Origin of the sequence: Azospirillum oryzae, from assembly GCF_008364795.1 — a bacterium.
GTDB classification, from domain to species: Bacteria; Pseudomonadota; Alphaproteobacteria; order Azospirillales; family Azospirillaceae; genus Azospirillum; species Azospirillum oryzae.
Window position 1 is genome coordinate 1 of record NZ_VTTM01000007.1, and the last position, 17300, is coordinate 17300.

The following is a 17300-nucleotide window of genomic DNA, read 5'->3' on the forward strand; positions in this document are numbered from 1 at the left end:
GTTCAGCGCCCCGCCGTCGGTGGAGCGGTTTATAGGCGCCCGCCCCCAAACCACGCAAGCGCTTTTTTCATCGCCTCGTCATTTTTTCGTAAACCCCGACCGAAGCGGGGTCCGTAGAGTGGCGCATCGTTTCGTTGCGAGCGCAGGATCATGCGAAACTTCCGTCTTCTCCACACCGCCGACTGGCATCTCGGCCAGACGCTGCACGGCATCCCCCGCGATGTCGAGCATGCCTGCTTCCTCGACTGGCTGATCGATCGCATCGGCGATCACCAGGTGGATGCGCTGGTGATCGCCGGCGATGTCTTTGACGGGCAGAATCCGCCGATCCCGGCATTGGCGCTCTTCTACCGGTTCGTTGCGCGGGTGAAGGCTCTGCATCCACGACTGGACATCGTGGTGGTCGCCGGCAACCACGACAGCGCCAGCCGGCTGGAGGCACCGTCGCCGCTGATGACGGAGATGGGCGTGCGGGTGATCGGCACCCTGCCCTCCTCGGCCGAAGGCCTGTTCGATCCGGCACCTCTGATCGTGCCACTGCGCGATACCGATGGGACCGTCGCCGCGCGCTGCGTCGCCATGCCTTATCTGCGACCGTCCGACCTTCCGACAATCGAGGAAGGCGAAGACACAGATCCGCTGATCGAGGGCGTGCGGCGGCTCTACACACGAGCCTGGACCGGGGGACGGGAACGCTGCGGACGCGGAGAAGCGCTGATTCTCACCGGCCACTGCTATATGCGCGGCGGCGCCCTGTCGGAGCTTAGCGAGCGCAAGATCCTGGGCGGCAACCTGCATGCCCTTCCGGTCGACATCTTTCCCGAAGACGCGGCTTATGTTGCGCTGGGCCACCTGCACCGGGCACAGGCGGTCGGCGGGCGCGAGGCCGTGCGCTACAGCGGCTCGCCGATTCCGCTGGCGCTGGACGAGGAGCCCTATCCCCATCAGGTGGTGCTGGCGGAGTTCGCGGGCGGCCGGCTGGTCGGGCATGAGTCCCTGCGCGTACCGCGCCATGTGCCAATCCACCGAATCAGCGAGGCCAACCCGGATGCGGCGCTGGAGAGGCTGAAGCGGCTGGAACTGGATAATGCCCTGCCGCGCGATGCCTGGCCCTTCCTGGAGGTGACGGTCGCCCTGCCGGCACCGCGCCCCGCCCTGCGCGACGAGGTCGAGGCGGTGCTGGCCGGCCGGCCGGTGCGCCTGCTGAAGCTGGGGGTGCGGCTGACCGGCAGCGGCCAGACGCTGGCCGACAGCGCGCCGCCGGTCGATCTGGCCTCGCTGGAACCGGAGGACGTGTTCCGCCGCCTTTACCGCCGCAACCACGAGGGCGATCCCGAACCGGACCTGATGGCGGCCTTCCACGAGTTGCTGACCGGCGTGCAGGAGACGATGTGATGCGGATTCTCGCGGTGCGCGGCGCCAACCTGACCAGCCTGGACGGTCCCTTCGCCGTCGACTTCGACCGGGAGCCATTGCGGCGGGCCGGGCTGTTCGCAATCACCGGGCCGACGGGCGCCGGCAAGAGCACCATCCTGGATGCCCTGTGTCTTGCCCTGTTCGACCGCATGCCGAGGCTGCCGGAAGGGCGCGGCGAAATGCTGGGGCCGGAGGGCGATCCCAACGGCATCCGCACCACCGATGTGCGCACGGTCTTGCGGCGCGGAGCCGGTTTCGGCTGGGCCGAGGTCGATTTCGTCGGGATCGACGGCGAGGCTTATCGCGCGCGCTGGGAGGTGCGACGGGCCCGGCAGAAGGCGCAAGGGGCCTTGCAGCAGCAGAGCATGTCGCTGTGCAGCCTGGATGGCGAGCGGCGCTTCGGCGACGGCAAGAAGAGCGTGCAGGAGGAGATCGAACGACGGCTCGGCCTGAGCTTCGAGCAATTCCGCCGCGCGGTTCTGCTGGCGCAGGGCGATTTCGCCACCTTCCTGAAGGCGCCGGCGCGGGACCGCTCCGAATTGCTGGAACTGCTGACGGGGACGGAAATCTATTCTCGCCTGTCGTTTGCGGCACATGAACGAGCGAAAGCGGAGACGCAGCGGCTCGACACGCTACTGGCGGAAGGCGGCGGCATCGGCGTGCTGAGCGACGACGACCGCGCGGCCTTGCAGACGGAAGCCGAAGAGGCGGCGAAGGCGGTGCGGAACGGCGAGCAGGCACTGGCGCTCGCCCAGGCGGCATTGGCCTGGCATGAGCGCGACGGGCAGCTCGCGGCGGCGGAGAGCAAGGCGGTCGAGGCGGCGGACGCGGCGGAACGGGCCTGGAACGAGGCGGAGGAGCGGCGCGAGGCGGCCGCCCGGCTGCGCGGCCTGCAACCGCTTCGGCCGCTGTTGGCCGATGCCGACCGGGCGAACGGCGACGCGGCGGAGGCCGCAGCGGCGGTCGACCGGGCGGCGGAGGCCTGGGAAAAGGCGCGGCTTGCGGTGGAGGAAGCCGCCACCCGCCATGGCGAGGCCCGGCGACGGTTCGAGGATGCCCGCTCGGCCGAGATGAAGGCCGAACCCGATCTTGAACGCGCGGCCGATCTGGATGGACGGATCGCGATGCTGTCCGGCGAGCAGGAGACTGCCGAGGCGGCCGCGAGGGTGGCGACGCAGCGCGTCGGGGCGGCACGAAAGGCGGTGCGCGACATCGACACCATGCTGTCGGCGGCGCGGAACGACGTGGCGCGGCTGGAGATCTGGCTGCGGGAGCAGGCCGGCCTCGCCGCGGTGGCCGGACAGTGGGAGCGTTGGGACCGGTTGCTGGCACGCGCCATCGCCGACACCCGGGCCGGCGAGGCGGCGGCGCGGGAGCGCGGGCGGCAGGAGCGGGAGCTTGCGGCGACCGCCGCCACCGCCGAGGCGGCGGACACCCGGCTGGCGGAGGCGCGCGAGCGCTGTCAGGCGGCGGAACGCGCGCTGGAAAGCCTTCGGGATGAGGCGGTTCCGTCGCTGGAGGAGGCGCGACAGGCGCGGGCCACGGCGGGGTTGCGGCGGGACAGGCTGCTGGCGCTGCTTGCCACCGGCGAAGCTCGGCACCGGCTGGCCGCCGAGCGCGAAGCCGCGGAGGGTGAGCGGCTGCGGCTGCTTGGCGAGGCGGAGCGCGACGGGACGGCGGCACGGGAGCTTGCCGAGCTTCGCGTCGGGCAACAGGCGGCGGTCGATGAGGCCGAGCACACGCTGCAACGGCTGATGCTGGCCCAGCGCGAGGATGTGGAGAGCCTGCGCGGGCGGCTGGTGGAGGGAGAGCCCTGCCCGGTCTGCGGATCGGCGGAGCATCCCTGGGCGGATGCGGGAGCGACGCCGCTCGTCCGGGTGACGCGGGATCAGGAAAAGCGCCGTGCCGAATTGCGGGAGGCGCTTGCCGCGACGGTCGCCCGCCATGCCGCGCTGGAGGCGGCGGAAGGGGCGGCGCGCAAGGGCGCCGATGGACTGACGGCCCGGCTGGCCGCCATGGCGCGGGACGCCGAGGGGCTGGAACTGCGCTGGGCGGAGCAGGCGACGGCCGCCGGCTGGCAGGCCGAGGGCGGAATGCTGGCCGACATCCGCAAGGCGGTCGAGGAGGTGGAGCGGCGGCTGGCGACCATTGCGGCCGAAGAGGAACGGGCACTCGACCACCGCAGGCGGGTGGATGCCGCACAGCAGGAACATCGGCGGCTTGAGACCGCGGCGGCTGGACTGGCGGCGGAGTGCGAGGCGAACCGGCAGCGGCTGGCCGACGGACGGCAGGCTTTGGCGCTGGCAGTGGTGGCGCTGGACCGGGCAAAGGCAGATCGGGATGCCGCCCTGGCCGAACTGGATGAGGGATTGGCCGGGGACGCCGATTGGCGGGCGCGGCTGGAACGGGAGGCGGACGGGTATCGGGCCGCTGTGGCGTCGCGGGTGGCCGAGTTCCGGGAAAAAGCCGAGGCGCTGGCCCGTGCCACACGCGAGGTGGAACGGTCCACCGGCGAACTCGCGGTGCAGACGGCGGAGCTGGACGCCGCGCTGCGGGCCGAGGAGGAGGCGCGCAAGCGGGCGGACGATCTCGCCGGCCGGCTGGCGGAGGCGCGGGCGACGCGGAGCGCCCTGCTGGGCGGGCAGCCGGTGGCAGTGGTGCGGAAGGCTCTGGCCGGGGCGCGGCACGAGGCCGAAGCCCTGGTGGAAAAGGCCACGTTCGCACGGCAGGACACCGTCGCGCGGCTGTCGGCGGCGGAGCGTGAGCGCGAGACCCGTGGCGAGGCGGCCCGGCAGTGCACAGACAAGGCACGGGCGGCCGGCGAGCGGCTGGAGCGCGCGGCGGCGGAGCGTGGCGCCGGGTTGGAGGAGGTTCGCCGACTGCTGGCCACGGCCGAAAGCGAACTGGAGGCGGAAGAGCTGGCATTGGCAGTGCTGGAGCGGGCGCGCGGCGATGCCGCGCTGGTGGTTGCCGAGCGGCGGCGACAGCGCACCGATCACCATGCGGCGGGCGGGCCGGCGCTGAGCGTCGGAGAGGCTGCCGCCGCCGCGGAGAATTCCCGAACGGTGCTGGAACGGGACCGCGACCGGCTGGGTTCGGCGCGCGGACGGCTGGAGGCCGACGACGCCAACCGGCAGCGGCTGGCCGGGCTGAGGGTGGCGATCGAGGCGCAGCAGGCACGCTGTGCGCTGTGGGGCAAGATGGCGCAGCTGATCGGCTCGGCGAATGGGCAGAAGATGCGCAACTTCGCCCAGAGCCTGAGTTTGGATCTGCTGCTGACCCACGCCAACCGGCATCTGGAGGACCTCGCCCGCCGCTATCGGCTGGAGCGGGTGACGGGGGCCGATCTGGAAATCCAGGTGGTCGACCGCGAGATGGGCGACGAGCGGCGCGGCGTGCACAGCCTGTCGGGCGGCGAGCTGTTCCTGGTGTCGCTGGCCCTGGCGCTCGGCCTGTCGGCGATGGCGGCGGGGACAGTCGGCGGGATCGGCACGCTGTTCATCGACGAGGGGTTCGGCACGCTCGACCCCGACAGCCTGGACGTGGCGCTGTCCTGCCTGGAGGCTCTGCAGGCCGGTGGGCGTCAGGTCGGCGTCATCAGCCACGTTCCGGCGATGGTCGAGCGCATCGGCACACAGATCCGCGTGATGCCGCTGGGCGGCGGGCGCAGCCGGGTGACGGTGCAGTCGGTTACGGGGACGGCGCTGGGCGTGGCAATGGAGGAGGTGGAGGGGGTTTGAGGGGGCCTAAGTTAGCCCCCCACCTAACCTCCCCCGCTGGGCGGGGGAGGGACTGCCGCCGTTTTACTGGACAAGCGCGTGTCCCCTCCCCCGCCCAGCGGGGGAGGGTTAGGGTGGGGGCAAGTTCTGCCCGCCCCTCACCGCCCGCGCTTGGCCAGAAACGCCAGCCGCTCCAGCGTGTGCACGTCCTGCTCGTTCTTCAGCAGCGCGCCGCACAGCGGCGGGATCAGCGTGCGGGCATCCTTGGCACGCAAGGTCTCGGGATCGACGTCCTCGACCATCAGCAGCTTGATCCAGTCCAGCAGTTCCGACGTGGACGGCTTCTTCTTCAGGCCCGGAACCTCGCGCAGGTCGTAGAACAGGTTCAGCGCCTCGCGCAGCAGGGCGGACTTCAAGCCTGGATAATGGACCTCGACGATGCGTTCCATCGTCTCGCGCTCGGGGAAGCGGATGTAGTGGAAGAAGCAGCGGCGCAGGAAGGCGTCCGGCAGCTCCTTCTCGTTGTTGGAGGTGATGATGACGATGGGGCGCTTCGCCGCCTTGATCGTCTGGCGGGTTTCATAGACGTGGAACTCCATGCGGTCGAGTTCCAGCAGCAGGTCGTTGGGGAACTCGATGTCGGCCTTGTCGATCTCGTCGATCAGCAGGACCGGAGACTCCGGCGCCTCGAAGGCTTCCCACAGCTTGCCGCGGACAATGTAGTTGGCGATGTCGTGGACCTTCGCCTCGCCCAATTGGCTGTCGCGCAGGCGGCTGACCGCGTCGTACTCGTAAAGGCCCTGCTGCGCCTTGGTGGTCGACTTCACATGCCAGGACAAGAGCGGCTTGTTCAGCGCGCGGGCGATCTCCACCGCCAGCACGGTCTTGCCGGTGCCGGGCTCGCCCTTCACCAGAAGCGGCCGCTCCAGCGTGATGGCTGCATTGACCGCCACCATCAGGTCGTCGGTAGCGACATAGCGGTCGGTTCCGGTGAAGCGCATGGATGGGCTCCCTCAAAGCGAGAAGGTATCAGTCCACGATAAACAGGGTGGCGCCGGTTTCGGTCGAGGACCGATGCGGATGGTCGCCGAAATCCGACACCTGATAGCTCATGCCGGCGGTCAGGACGAAGCGGCGGCCGTCCTTCAACTCGGTGATCAGTTCGCCGCTGACGACCAACAGCACATGGCCGCGGTCGCACCAATGGTCGGCGAGATAGCCCGGCGTGTATTCGACCAGCCGCACCCGCAGATCCCCGGCGTGGAAGCTGCGCCACAGCGCCTTGCCGGTTTCGCCCGGATGTTCGGTGACCGGGACAGCGGCCCAGTCGGTCACGGTGAAGGGAAGAGTCGGGAGTTCCATCGCCGGACCTTATGAAAACGGCACGAACAGAAAAACGGCCCCCGGAGCGAACCGGGGGCCGGGTTTCGGTATGATCAGGGCGCCTTCTTGGCCGCGATCGCCTTTTCGATGGCCTCGATTGCAGCAGGGGCCAGCGAGGCGTCAGGGCCGCCGGCCTGCGCCATGTCCGGCCGGCCGCCGCCGCCCTTGCCGCCCAGCGCCTCGGCGCCGACGCGGACCAGATCGACGGCGCTCAAAGACCCGGTCAGGTCGTCGGTCACGCCGATGACGATGGAGGCCTTGCCCTCGTTCGACGCGATCAGCACAACGACGCCGGAGCCGACCTGCTTCTTCAACTCATCGGCCATCGGCTTCAGGTCCTTGGCCGGCAGGCCTTCAACCACGCGGGCCGCGACCTTGACGCCGGCGACGTCCTTCGCCTCGTTGCCGCCGTCGGCCTTGGCACCACCGCCCCCCATCGCTCCACTAAGGGCAACCTGACGGCGCAGATCGGCCAGTTCGCGCTCCATCTTGCGGCGCTCCTCGACCAGGACCGCCACGCGGGCGGGGACCTCGTCGGGCTTGACCTTCAGGACGCTCGCCGTCTCGGTCAGCAGATGGTCACGCTCGGACAGCCACGCCTTGGCGCCGGTGCCGGTCAGCGCCTCGATGCGGCGGACGCCGGCGGCAACCGCCCCTTCCGAGACGATCTTGAACACACCGATGTCGCCGGTGCGACGGACATGGGTGCCGCCGCACAGCTCGATCGAGTATTCGCGGTCCATCTCGCCATGCGGACCGCCCATGGAGACGACGCGGACCTCGTCGCCGTACTTCTCGCCGAACAGGGCCATGGCGCCTTGGCTGCGGGCCTCGTCCGGGGACATCAGGCGGGTGACGACCTCGCTGTTGGCAAGCACGCGGCGGTTCACCTCGTCCTCGATGGCGGCGATGTCGGCGGCGGACAGGCCGGTCGGCTGGCTGATGTCGAAGCGCAGACGCTCCGGCGCCACCAGCGAGCCCTTCTGGGTGACATGGTCGCCCAGGCGATGGCGCAGCGCCTCGTGCAGCAGGTGGGTGGCGGAGTGGTTGGCGCGGATGGCGGCGCGGCGCTCGCTGTCGACGCGCAGTTCGACCACGTCGCCGACCTTGAGCGTGCCCTTGGTGACGGTGCCGACATGGGCCCACACGGCACCCAGCTTCTTCAGCGTGTCGGAAACCGCGACCTCGGCCCCATTGGCGGAGAAGATCACGCCGGCATCGCCGACCTGACCGCCCGATTCGCCATAGAAGGGCGTCTGGTTGACGACGACCATCACCTGATCGCCGATGGTGGCGGCCTCGACGCGGGCATCGCCCTTGACGATGGCGGTCACCTTGCCCTCGGCCACTTCGGTGTCGTAGCCGAAGAACTCGGTGGCGCCCAGCTCGTCCTTGATCTCGTACCACAGCTTCTCGGTGCCGACCTCGCCCGAGCCGGCCCAGGATTCGCGGGCCTTGCGGCGCTGCTCGTCCATCGCCGCCTTGAAGCCGGCCTCGTCGACGCCACGGCCCTGGCCGCGCAGAACGTCCTGGGTCAGGTCGAGCGGGAAGCCGTAGGTGTCGTACAGCTTGAAGGCGACGTCGCCGGCCAGCGGCTGGCCTTCGCCCAGATGGCCGACCTCGTCCTCCAGCAGGCGCAGGCCGCGCTCCAGCGTCTGCTTGAAGCGGGTCTCCTCCAGCTTCAGCGTCTCGACGATCAGGGCGCGGGCGCGGTTCAGCTCCGGATAGGCGTCGCCCATCTGCTGGATCAGCGCCGGGACCAGACGGTGCATCAGCGGCTCGCGCGCGCCGATCATGTGGGCGTGGCGCATGGCGCGGCGCATGATGCGGCGCAACACGTAACCACGGCCCTCGTTCGACGGCAGCACGCCGTCGGCGATCAGGAAGGAGGTGGAGCGCAGATGGTCGGCGATCACCCGGTGCGACACGGCATGCGCACCGTCCGGCGAGGTCTTGGTCGCCTCGGCCGACGCCATGATCAGCGCCCGCATCAGGTCGATGTCGTAATTGTCGTGCTTGCCCTGCAGCACGGCGGCCAGACGCTCCAGCCCCATGCCGGTGTCGATCGACGGCTTGGGCAGCGGCACCAGATTGTCCGGACCCAGCTGTTCATACTGCATGAACACGAGGTTCCAGATCTCGATGAAGCGGTCGCCATCCTCGTCCGGGCTGCCCGGCGGGCCGCCGGCGATGGACGGGCCGTGATCGAAGAAGATTTCGGAGCACGGGCCGCAGGGGCCGGTGTCGCCCATGCGCCAGAAATTGTCGTCGGTCGGGATGCGGATGATGCGGTCGTCCGACAGGCCGGCGACCTTGCGCCAGATCGCCGCCGCATCCTCGTCGGAGGTGTGGACCGTCACCAGCAGCTTGTCGGCCGGCAGCCCGTATTCCTTGGTGATCAGGTTCCAGGCGAACGCAATGGCGTCGTCCTTGAAATAATCGCCGAAGGAGAAGTTCCCCAGCATCTCGAAGAAGGTGTGGTGCCGCGCGGTGTAGCCGACATTGTCCAGGTCGTTGTGCTTGCCGCCGGCGCGCACGCATTTCTGCGAGGTGACGGCGCGCTTGTAAGGCCGCGTCTCGGCACCGGTGAAGACGTTCTTGAACTGGACCATGCCGGCGTTGGTGAACATCAGCGTCGGGTCGTTGCGCGGCACGAGCGGCGACGAGTCGACTTTCTGATGGCCCTGCTTGGCGAAGAAATCCAGGAACGTGCGACGGATGTCGTTGGCGGTCTGCATACGGTCAAGGCTCCGGGTGCGCGGCTGCGGCCTTCCATTGGCCGAACCGTGCTTTTAGCGCGAGAATGGCGGCATGTCCACGACGGACGGATTATTACCCTGCGTCACGGCAGACAAAAAGCCCGGCCGACTATTGGGCTTCCGTCTCGGCCCGCGCCTTTTCGATCCGGCGGCCGATGATGATCGCGATTTCGTAGAGCGCGATCAGCGGCACCGCCAAACTGACCTGGCTGATGACGTCGGGCGGGGTCAGCACAGCCGCGGCGATGAAGGCGCCGACGATGGCATAGCGCCGCTTCGACGCCAGCGCGTCGGTGCTGATGATGCCGACGCGGACCAGCAGGGTCAGCAGGACCGGCAGCTGGAAGGCGATGCCGAAGGCGAAGATCAGCGACATCACCAGATGCAGGTATTCGCCGACGCGCGCTTCGAACTCGATGGGCAGGGCGTTGCCGTCGCCGCCGGGATGGAACTCGAATCCCAGGAAGAAGCGCCAGGCCATCGGGAAGATGAAGTAATAGACGATGCCGGCGCCGGTCAGGAACATCACCGGGGTCGCCACCAGGAAGGGCAGGAAGGCCTTGCGCTCGTGCTTGTACAGCCCCGGCGCCACGAACATCCAGATCTGGCTGGCGATGATCGGGAAGGAGATGAAGCAGCCGGCCCAGAACGCCACCTTCACATAGGTGAAGAAGGCTTCCGTCAGACCGGTGTAGATCATCCGCCGCCCCTGCCCCGCCAGCAGGTCGGCCAGCGGCTGGACCAGGAAGTTGTAGATTTTGTCGGACACCGCATAACACAGCAGGAAGGCGATCAGGATTGCACCGATCGACCACATCAGCCGGTTCCGCAGCTCGATCAGGTGATCGATCAGCGGCATCTTGCTGTCTTCGAGTTCGTCCTGCTGCGTTTCGCCGGTCATGGCCCGTCTTTATCTTCAGGTCTGCTTGTCGGTCGGCTGGGCGGACGCCACGGCATCCGGCCGCGGGGCCGGAGCGGGCTGCGGCGCAGGCACCGGTTGCGGCGGTTCAGTGGTGATCGGTGAGGGAGCCGCCGACGGCGCCACGCTGTCGGTCACCGCCGGAGTGGTGGGAGGCGGAACAGCCGGAGGAGGAGCCTGGGGCAGGTCCGGTTCCGGGGTGCTGCCGTGATGGCCGTTCAGCCCGACATCGAAGCTCTTGGGATCGAAGGCCTTGCCCACCTCCCCCTTCGGGTCGATGGTGTCCTCCATCATCTTCTTGATGTTCAGGTCGCGGGTCTTCAGCGCTTCCTTGCGAAGCTCGTCCAACTCGGTTTCCCGCATCATGTCGTCGATGTGGGTCTGGAATTCGCGCGCGACGCCTCTGGCCTTACGCACCCATTTGCCGAGCGTGAAGATCGCCTTGGGCAAATCCTTGGGCCCGATGACCACAAGGGCGATGACGGCGATCACCATCAGTTCGGACCAAGCGATGTCGAACATGTTCTTCCGGCTTCACGAATGCGGTGGGCAGGGTCGGCGCGCGGCGTTCCGAAAGGGCGCCCGCGCGCCCGCCGGTCAGTTGCGGACCGCCTCGTCCTTCTTGGCCGCGGTATCGGCCGTGTTGGCCGGCTGGTTCGGGATGGTCTTGGCGTTTGCACCCGGGGCGTTCGCACCGGATGCGGCATCGTCGCTATCGTCCTGCAGGCCCGCCTTGAAGGACTTCACGCCCTTGGCGAGATCGCCCATCACCTTCGGCAACTTTCCGGCGCCGAACAGCAGAAGAACGATCAGAAGAACGATGATCCAGTGCCAGATGCTGAAAGAACCCATGGCGCGCCTATCACGTTTGAACGGCCTTAGCGGCGGGGCGGCACTATGGCAGAAAGGCCGTTGGGCCGCAACGTTCGCCCCACCATCCTTAAACGGTTGTCATTGAGCTTTCACGGGAATTCGCGTGAGCGCCCCCAAAAACGCGGGTACGGACCAGGGTCGGCCCTCGTCGTCAGTCGTCGTCGTCAGCCCTCGTCGTCGGCCCCCAGCGCGCTGTCGTCGCCGGTGGTCCCCAGCCCAAGCAGCACCGGGCGGCTGTCGAGCAGGCCGGCGGCGCGCAGGTCGTCGACGCTGGGCAGGTCGCGCAGGGTCTCCAGCCCGAAATGATCGAGGAAATGGTCGGTGGTGATCCAGGTCAGCGGCCGGCCCGGCGTCTCCCGCCGCTTGCCCGGCCGGATCCAGCCATGTTCCATCAGCAGGTCCAGCGTGCCCTTGCTGGTCGCCACGCCGCGGATGGATTCGATTTCGGCCCTGGTCACCGGCTGGTGATAGGCGATGATCGCCAGCGTTTCGATGGCCGCGCGGGAGAGCTTGCGCGACACCTCCTCCTCCCGCCGCAACTCGGGGGCCAGATCGACCGCCGTGCGGAAGGCCCAGCCGCCGCCGGTGCGCACCAGATTGACCCCGCGCGGGGCGTAATGGGCGCGCAGTTCCTCCAACAGCGGGCCGACCTCCGACCCGATCCGTCCGGCCAGCGTCTCCTCGTCCAGCGGCTCGGCGGAGGCGAACAGCAACGCCTCCAACAGGCGCAGCCTGCCGATGCGGGCCTCCGCCTCGTGGGCGTCGGTGACTTCCTTAATCATGCGAATGCGCTTCTTCCGAAATGTCGCCGTCCTGTGGGCTTTTGGCGCGCCCGCGGACATAGAGCGGGGCGAAGGCGCCCTCCTGGCGCAACTCCACCCGGCCGGCCTTGGCCAGTTCCAGCGTCGCCGCGAAATGGGCGGCCAGGGCGGAGCGGGTCAGCAGCCCGCCGCCCTCCCCGCCCGGCAGGAAGCTTGCCAACGTCGCCCAGTCCGGCATGCGGCCCAGCAGCGACGACAGGCGCTGCACCGCCTCCTCCATCGAATAGAGGCGGACCGGGGCGATGTGCAGAACCGAGGCGTCCTTGCGGGCGCGCTGCTGGCCATAGGCGCGCAGCAGGTCGAACAGCGTGACCTCGTAGACCGACTTGCGCTGCAGGTCCAAATCCTCCGGCGCGCCGCGCGGGTGGATGTCGATGCCAAGGCGCGGACGGGCGAACAGCTTCTCCGCCGCCCCCTTCATCGCCTCCAGCCGCTGGAGCTGGAAGGCGAGCGCCGCCGCCATGTCCTCGCCGGACGGCTCCTCCCCCTCCGGTTCGGGCAACAGCAGGCGCGACTTCAGATAGGCCAGCCACGCCGCCATCACCAGATAGTCGGCCGCCAGTTCCAGCCGCACCTTCCGCGCCTCCGCCACGAAGGCGAGGTACTGGTCGGCCAGCTCAAGGATGGAAATGCGCGTCAGGTCGACCTTCTGGTCGCGCCCCAGCGCCAGCAGCATGTCGAGCGGTCCCTCGAAGCCGTCCAGAACCAGCAGAAGCTGCTCCGACGGCGATGCCTCCGCGGCAGCAGGGGTTTCGCCCACGCGCTCGGCCACCAGATCAGCCATATGATCGCTTTCAGTCGTTGCCGGTCAGGATGCGGATGAAGTCGATCACCGCGTCTACGGGCGGGCCCAGCACCCAATGCATGACGCTGAGGTCCATGCCGATCTGCCGCCCCAGCATCGGCAGCAGGAAAAAGGCCGCCATCAGGATCAGCAGTCCGAAGCGCTCCAGCTTCGCCAGCGGCACCGCCAGGAAGTCCGGCAGGATGCCGACCGCGACCCGTCCGCCGTCCAGCGGCGGCAGCGGGATCAGGTTGAACACCATCAGGATGACGTTGACCAGCACCGACACCTCGGCGGCGGAGCGGATCCACAGCTCGATATAGCTGTTCTCCGAATTGACCAGCCGCCAGATCACCGCCGACGCCACCGCCAGCAGGAAATTGGTCCCCGGACCGGCCAGCGCCACCCACACCATGTCGCGGCGCGGATGGTCCAGCCGGGCGAAGTTGACCGGCACCGGCTTGGCCCAGCCGAAGACGAATCCGGTGGTGAAATACATCAGCGCCGGCAGCAGGATCGTCCCGAACGGGTCGATGTGGCGGATCGGGTTGAAGGTGACGCGCCCCAGCCGATAGGCGGTGTCGTCGCCCAGTCTCCAGGCGACGAAACCGTGCGCCGCCTCGTGAAAGGTGATGGCGAGGATGGCCGGCAGGGCCACGGCCGTCACCTGGAAGATCCATTCCTCCATCGTCCGCTCCCGTCCGTCAGGCTTGGGCCGTGCCGAGAAGCTCGGCCAACCGTGTCGTCAATGCCGCGATGTCCGCCGGTTCCGGCGCGTGGCGCATCGCCTCGGCCCGTGCCCAGCGCTTGGCCGCCGCGCCGCTCAGCACCGGCACGGCATCGACCAGAGACCGCATCTCGGTCAGATCGCCGTTGCAGTGGAGCACGACATCCATGCCGGCCGCCAGCACCGCTTCCGCCCGTGCCCTCGGGTCGCCCTGCAGCGCGTTCATGGACAGATCGTCGCTGAACAACAGCCCGCCGAAGCCGATCGACGGCCCCCGCACCACCTCGCGCACCACGATGGCGGAGGTGCTGGCCGGAGCGGTCGGGTCGATGGCCTTCAGCACAACATGGGCCACCATCGCCAGCGGCAGGTCGGCCAGGGCGCGGAAGGGGGCGAAGTCGGTGGCTTCCAGGGTGGCGCGATCGGCCTCGACCACCGGCAGCTCGGCATGGCTGTCGGCAAAGGCGCGTCCGTGGCCGGGGATATGCTTGATCACCGGCAGCACGCCGCCGGCCAGCAGCCCGTCGGCGGTGGCGCGGGCCAGCGCGATCACCAGGGCAGGGTCGCGCGAGAAGGCGCGGTCGCCGATGATGTCATGCGCGCCCTCCACCGGCACGTCGCAGACCGGCGCGCAATCCACCGTGATGCCGACCTCCGCCAGCATGTGGGCGAGCAGCCGGCCGTTGATCCAAGCGGCCTCTCGGGCGGCCTCTTGGGCGGCTTCGCGCCCGGCGGCGTCGCGCGCGGCAAGCGTGCCGAACACGCCCATCGGCGGGTGGGCCGGCCAGTGCGGCGGGCGCATGCGCGCGACCCGGCCGCCCTCCTGGTCGATCAGGACCGGGGCATCGGGCCGGCCGACGCTGGCGCGCAGATCGTCCACCAGCCGGCGCATCTGGTCGCGGCTGTCGCAGTTGCGGCGGAACAGGATGAAACCGAGCGGATCGGCATCGCGGAAGAAGTCGGCCTCGTCGGGCGTCACCTCCAGGCCGGCGCAGCCGAAGACGACCGCGCGCGGGTTGGCGACCGGGGTGGAACTCACCGAATCAGGGACGGACAACCACACACCCCACATTTTGCGCGCGCAGCTGGGTGCAGGCCGACTTGGCCCGCGCCTCGTCGGCGCCGGCGCCCTGCACCCGATAGAAGATGCCTTTCTCGCCGAGATCGACCTTGGCGACCTGCATCGACAGACCGCCGAGCGCGTCGGGATGACGGCCGGCGAGACGGCGCCATTCGGCCGCGGCCTCGCCCTCGCTGCGCACCGACGCCAGCTGGACGCGCCAGCCGCCGCTGCCGCCAGCCGCCGGAGCGGGAGCCGCCGCGGACTTCGCCGGCTGCGCCGCCGCCTTTGCCGGGGCGGCCGGCAGGGAGGCGGCCTCCAGCTTGGCGATCAGCTGTCCCATCGACGGGGCGGCGTTCTGCTGCGCCAGCGGTGCGGCCGGCGGCGCAGGGGGCTTGGCGGCGGAGGCGACCTGCTGCTGGGGAGCCGGGGCCGGCTTGGCCGGAGCGGCCGGGGGCTGTTGCGGTTTGGCGGCGACGCTGGCCGGAGCCTGGACGGAGGGCACCTGCGCCGCCGGAACCTGGGCGGCCGGCGCCGCCGTTGCAGGCAGGCCGGGCGCCGGCTCCGGAGCGGCCAGCGGAGCCGCCGCCGCGACCGCCGCGGCAAGGTTGTCGCGCGGTACGGTGGCGGTGGAGCCCGGCGGCAGCTGGGCCACCGACGGCACCGACGGCAGCGGCACGACGGCCGGCATCTGCGGCGTCACCACCGGACGCGGCAGCGGCACCTCCGGCGGCGGCAGCAGCCGTTCCACCTGATTGCCGCGCCCGCCGTCATGGTCGCGCAGCCGCTCATAGGCCAGGATGTCCTGGTGCGGCACCTCCATCCCGCCGGGCTGGTCGGGACGCGATTTGGCCGGGGTGGCATCGGCGCTCAACAGCGGCGGGCCATCGCCGGATAGCCGGTCGTGCCCGCGCAAGGCCACCACCGCCGTACCGGCGAAGGCAACGACGCCGACCACGGCAAAGCCGAGCGCCAGCAGCCCGCGCTTGCTCGCGGCCTGTCGGGGCGGCATCCCATAGGGGTCGGCCGCGTAGTTGACGTCGCCGTCGTACCTCATGAACGCAGTTCCTCCACCGGTTCGACACCCATCACCTTGAGACCCGACGCGATGACCGTCGCCACCGCGGCGATCAGCGCCAGACGGGCCGTCGTCAGCTCCGCATCGCCGTCGATCAGGAAGCGCAGCGAGGCATCGTCGCGGCCCCGGTTCCACAGCGCGTGGAAGTCGCTGGCGAGATCGTAAAGGAAGAAGGCGATGCGGTGCGGCTCATGCGCCTCCGCCGCCGCCTCGACCACGCGCGGCCAGGTGGCCATGCGCTTGGCCAGCGCCATCTCCTCTTCCGCGTCCAGCCGGGCGAGGTTCGCCGAGGCCGCAAGCGCCGCCGGCGACTGGTCCAGCTGCGGCAGCGCCGTCGCGGCATGGCGCAGCACCGAGCGGCAGCGGGCGTGGGCGTACTGCACGTAGAAGACCGGGTTGTCCTTCGACTGCTCCGTCACCTTGGCGAAGTCGAAATCCAGCGTCTGGTCGTTGCGCCGGGTCAGCATGATGAAGCGGACGACGTCCCGGCCGACCTGGTCGATGACGTCGCGCAGGGTCACGAAGGTGCCGGCGCGCTTGGACATCTTCACCGGTTGGCCGTTCTGCATCAGATGAACGAGCTGGCAGAGCTTCACGTCCAGCGAGGCCTTGCCCTCGGTCACGGCGGTGGTCGCCGACTGCATGCGCTTGACGTAGCCGCCATGGTCGGCGCCCCACACGTCGATCAGGCTGCCGAAGCCGCGCTTGTACTTGTCGAAGTGATAGGCGATGTCGTTCGAGAAGTAGGTGAAGGAGCCGTCCGACTTCTTCAGCGGCCGGTCGACGTCGTCGCCGAAGTCGGTCGACTTGAACAGGGTCTGCGGGCGCGGCTCCCAATCGTCGGGCTTCTTGCCCTTCGGCGGCTCCAGCACGCCGGTGTAGATCAGGCCGCGTTCCTCCAGCGCCGTCAGCGCCTTGTCGACCGCACCGGCGGTGACCAGCGCGCGCTCGCTGCTGTAGACGTCCATGGTGACGCCCAGCACGCCGAGATCCTCCTTGATCCAGCCCATGATCATGGCGATGGCGAAGTCGCGGCAGGCCGGCAGCCATTCGGACTCTTCGGTGCCGACCCAGCGGTTGCCGTCACGCTCGGCCAGGGCCTGACCGACCTCCTTCAGATATTCGCCGGGATAGAGGCCGGCCGGGATCTCGCCCACCTCCTCGCCCAGCGCCTCGCGGTAGCGGATGAAGGTGGACCGCCCCAGCACGTCGACCTGGGCGCCGGCATCGTTGATGTAATATTCGCGGGTGACGGCGTAGCCGGCCTTTTCCAGCAGCGACGCCAGCGCATCGCCGAACACCGCGCCGCGGCCATGGGCGGCATGCAGCGGGCCGGTCGGGTTGGCCGACACATATTCCACATTGACCGGCGTCCGGCCGCCCAGGTCGCTGTCACCATAGGCGGTACCGGCGTTGAGCACGTCGCGGATGCGGTCGCGCCAAACGTCCGGCGTCAGGCGCAGGTTGACGAAGCCCGGACCGGCGATCTCGACCGACGCCACGTCGGCGCGGCCCTTCAGCTTGGCGACCAGCAGCTCCGCCAGCGCGCGCGGCGCCATCTTCGCCGGCTTCGCCAGGATCATGGCGGCGTTGGTGGACAGGTCGCCATGCGAGGCCTCGCGCGGCGGCTCGACCGTCAGACGGCTGCTGTCCAGCCCGGCGGGGATGGCACCCTCCGCGGCCAGCTCTTCCAGCAGCTTGCGAATATCGGTCTCGAAGGCCTTGAAAATATTCATCGTCTCAGGTCGTCTTTTCAGGAGG

At 69.3% G+C, this 17300-nt stretch carries 14 protein-coding genes; 2 read left to right on the forward strand and 12 right to left on the reverse strand.

Annotation, left to right across the window (positions count from 1 at the left end; genetic code table 11):
• The first annotated feature begins 150 nt into the window (after window positions 1-150).
• On the forward strand, window positions 151-1395 hold the full coding sequence (locus tag FZ938_RS18845; RefSeq protein WP_149200009.1) for an exonuclease SbcCD subunit D C-terminal domain-containing protein: 1245 nt from the start codon (window positions 151-153) through the stop codon (window positions 1393-1395).
• Window positions 1395-5156, forward strand: coding sequence for an AAA family ATPase (locus tag FZ938_RS18850; RefSeq protein WP_149200010.1), 3762 nt, complete (start codon window positions 1395-1397; stop codon window positions 5154-5156). Before FZ938_RS18845 ends, FZ938_RS18850 begins: the two co-directional genes overlap by 1 nt.
• Before the next feature lie 137 nt (window positions 5157-5293).
• Here FZ938_RS18850 and FZ938_RS18860 read toward each other — a convergent pair whose 3' ends face one another.
• The 12 genes from FZ938_RS18860 to argS all read right to left on the reverse strand — a co-directional run bounded on the left by FZ938_RS18860 (window position 5294) and on the right by argS (window position 17275).
• Window positions 5294-6136, reverse strand: coding sequence for an AAA family ATPase (locus FZ938_RS18860; protein WP_109153035.1), 843 nt, complete (start codon window positions 6134-6136; stop codon window positions 5294-5296).
• A 28-nt stretch (window positions 6137-6164) separates the two neighbouring features.
• Window positions 6165-6497 carry a DHCW motif cupin fold protein gene (locus FZ938_RS18865; protein WP_149200011.1) on the reverse strand — a complete coding sequence of 111 codons (333 nt, stop codon included), beginning with the start codon at window positions 6495-6497 and terminating at the stop codon, window positions 6165-6167.
• A 74-nt stretch (window positions 6498-6571) separates the two neighbouring features.
• Window positions 6572-9256 carry an alanine--tRNA ligase gene (gene alaS, locus FZ938_RS18870; RefSeq protein WP_149200012.1) on the reverse strand — a complete coding sequence of 895 codons (2685 nt, stop codon included), beginning with the start codon at window positions 9254-9256 and terminating at the stop codon, window positions 6572-6574.
• Window positions 9257-9386: 130 nt separating this feature from the next.
• Window positions 9387-10178, reverse strand: coding sequence for a twin-arginine translocase subunit TatC (tatC, locus tag FZ938_RS18875; RefSeq protein ID WP_149200013.1), 792 nt, complete (start codon window positions 10176-10178; stop codon window positions 9387-9389).
• Window positions 10179-10193: 15 nt separating this feature from the next.
• On the reverse strand, window positions 10194-10718 hold the full coding sequence (gene tatB, locus FZ938_RS18880; protein ID WP_149200014.1) for a Sec-independent protein translocase protein TatB: 525 nt from the start codon (window positions 10716-10718) through the stop codon (window positions 10194-10196).
• Window positions 10719-10793: 75 nt separating this feature from the next.
• Window positions 10794-11048 carry a twin-arginine translocase TatA/TatE family subunit gene (locus FZ938_RS18885; protein WP_149200015.1) on the reverse strand — a complete coding sequence of 85 codons (255 nt, stop codon included), beginning with the start codon at window positions 11046-11048 and terminating at the stop codon, window positions 10794-10796.
• 185 nt (window positions 11049-11233) lie between these two features.
• Entirely contained in the window at window positions 11234-11851 is a 618-nt protein-coding gene (gene scpB / locus FZ938_RS18890) for an SMC-Scp complex subunit ScpB (RefSeq protein WP_149200016.1), read from the reverse strand.
• Window positions 11844-12674 (reverse strand): segregation and condensation protein A, encoded by an 831-nt coding sequence (locus tag FZ938_RS18895; protein ID WP_149200017.1) that lies wholly within the window; start codon window positions 12672-12674, stop codon window positions 11844-11846. The genes scpB and FZ938_RS18895 overlap by 8 nt, the downstream gene beginning before the upstream one ends.
• 10 nt (window positions 12675-12684) lie before the next feature.
• Window positions 12685-13362 carry a site-2 protease family protein gene (locus tag FZ938_RS18900; RefSeq protein WP_149200018.1) on the reverse strand — a complete coding sequence of 226 codons (678 nt, stop codon included), beginning with the start codon at window positions 13360-13362 and terminating at the stop codon, window positions 12685-12687.
• 16 nt (window positions 13363-13378) lie between these two features.
• Window positions 13379-14473 (reverse strand): beta-N-acetylhexosaminidase, encoded by a 1095-nt coding sequence (gene nagZ / locus FZ938_RS18905; RefSeq protein WP_149200019.1) that lies wholly within the window; start codon window positions 14471-14473, stop codon window positions 13379-13381.
• Window positions 14445-15518 carry an SPOR domain-containing protein gene (locus FZ938_RS18910; RefSeq protein ID WP_174757519.1) on the reverse strand — a complete coding sequence of 358 codons (1074 nt, stop codon included), beginning with the start codon at window positions 15516-15518 and terminating at the stop codon, window positions 14445-14447. The genes nagZ and FZ938_RS18910 overlap by 29 nt, the downstream gene beginning before the upstream one ends.
• On the reverse strand, window positions 15515-17275 hold the full coding sequence (gene argS, locus FZ938_RS18915; protein WP_149200020.1) for an arginine--tRNA ligase: 1761 nt from the start codon (window positions 17273-17275) through the stop codon (window positions 15515-15517). Before argS ends, FZ938_RS18910 begins: the two co-directional genes overlap by 4 nt.
• Between the last annotated feature and the right edge of the window lie 25 nt (window positions 17276-17300).

Excerpts from the sequence above, each read along its gene's own strand:
- FZ938_RS18845 (WP_149200009.1), top strand. The coding sequence starts at position 151 with ATGCGAAACTTCCGTCTTCTCCACACCGCCGACTGGCATCTCGGCCAG.
- FZ938_RS18850 (WP_149200010.1), top strand. The coding sequence starts at position 1,395 with ATGCGGATTCTCGCGGTGCGCGGCGCCAACCTGACCAGCCTGGACGGT.
- FZ938_RS18860 (WP_109153035.1), bottom strand. The coding sequence starts at position 6,136 with ATGCGCTTCACCGGAACCGACCGCTATGTCGCTACCGACGACCTGATG.
- FZ938_RS18865 (WP_149200011.1), bottom strand. The coding sequence starts at position 6,497 with ATGGAACTCCCGACTCTTCCCTTCACCGTGACCGACTGGGCCGCTGTC.
- alaS (WP_149200012.1), bottom strand. The coding sequence starts at position 9,256 with ATGCAGACCGCCAACGACATCCGTCGCACGTTCCTGGATTTCTTCGCC.
- tatC (WP_149200013.1), bottom strand. The coding sequence starts at position 10,178 with ATGACCGGCGAAACGCAGCAGGACGAACTCGAAGACAGCAAGATGCCG.
- tatB (WP_149200014.1), bottom strand. The coding sequence starts at position 10,718 with ATGTTCGACATCGCTTGGTCCGAACTGATGGTGATCGCCGTCATCGCC.
- FZ938_RS18885 (WP_149200015.1), bottom strand. The coding sequence starts at position 11,048 with ATGGGTTCTTTCAGCATCTGGCACTGGATCATCGTTCTTCTGATCGTT.
- scpB (WP_149200016.1), bottom strand. The coding sequence starts at position 11,851 with ATGATTAAGGAAGTCACCGACGCCCACGAGGCGGAGGCCCGCATCGGC.
- FZ938_RS18895 (WP_149200017.1), bottom strand. The coding sequence starts at position 12,674 with ATGGCTGATCTGGTGGCCGAGCGCGTGGGCGAAACCCCTGCTGCCGCG.
- FZ938_RS18900 (WP_149200018.1), bottom strand. The coding sequence starts at position 13,362 with ATGGAGGAATGGATCTTCCAGGTGACGGCCGTGGCCCTGCCGGCCATC.
- nagZ (WP_149200019.1), bottom strand. The coding sequence starts at position 14,473 with ATGTGGGGTGTGTGGTTGTCCGTCCCTGATTCGGTGAGTTCCACCCCG.
- FZ938_RS18910 (WP_174757519.1), bottom strand. The coding sequence starts at position 15,518 with ATGAGGTACGACGGCGACGTCAACTACGCGGCCGACCCCTATGGGATG.
- argS (WP_149200020.1), bottom strand. The coding sequence starts at position 17,275 with ATGAATATTTTCAAGGCCTTCGAGACCGATATTCGCAAGCTGCTGGAA.